General features: G+C 69.1%; 1 protein-coding gene. It reads right to left on the reverse strand.

The genetic code is table 11. The annotated features are described in order from the left end of the window. Nucleotides 1–7: 7 nt before the first annotated feature. The coding region (locus tag ACFHWU_RS29250) for a transposase (RefSeq protein WP_416592319.1) at nt 8–760 on the reverse strand (753 nt) is incomplete at its 5' end.

The raw sequence follows: 760 nt of genomic DNA on the forward strand, positions 1-760 counted from the left end.
CACTGACCTAAACTTTGGCCTTTTTGCTGGCTTTCGGTAGGTCGATGTGGGTGATGGTTATCTCGTAGGTGACGTCGCGGGTGCGTTGTGTTCTTCGTTGTCGTTTGGTGCGGGGGCCGGTGCGGGTGCGGGTGGGCCGGTTGCGGGGTTGGGCGGCGATTGCGGTGAGCAGGGTGGTGGTGGGGTCGGGGTCGTGGTGTCCGCAGTTGACGCAGGGTTCGGGGTTCTGGCTGGCGAGGTGTGCGCGGGTCAGGGCGAGGACGGTGGCGAAGCTGACGGCGTCGGGGTCGATGTTCAGGTCGACGGCGGTGGTCACGGCGAGTCGGACGAGGGCGTTGTAGACGGTGAGTAGTGCCCAGAGTTCCTGGTAGGCCAGTTGGGGGGTCTGTCCGCGTGGTCGGGTGCCGGGTCCACGCAGGGTGGTCTTGAGTCGGCCGTAGGTGAGTTCGATCTGCCAGCGTTCGGCGTAGAGCGCGGCGAGTGCGGTGGCGGGGTGACGGTGGTGGTCGAGCAGGGTGGTCAGGATCCGGTAGCGGCTGTGGGTGGTGCGGCCGGCGCGGTCGCGGGTGGTGACGGTGAACTCGACCAGGCGGGCGAGCATGGGACGGAGTCGGGGCAGGGTGCGGTCGGAGCGGGTGGTGCGGCGGCGGGACAGCATGGCGTCGGACTCGGCGAGCTCGACGAGCGCGGAGCCGTCGGGGAGGACCTCGACCAGGCGGGCGGGCAGGCTCCGTGCGCCGTTCTTGACCCGCCACAGCAG

Origin of the sequence: Micromonospora sp. LOL_015 (genome assembly GCF_048060275.1) — a bacterium.
Lineage (GTDB): Bacteria > Actinomycetota > Actinomycetes > Mycobacteriales > Micromonosporaceae > Micromonospora_E.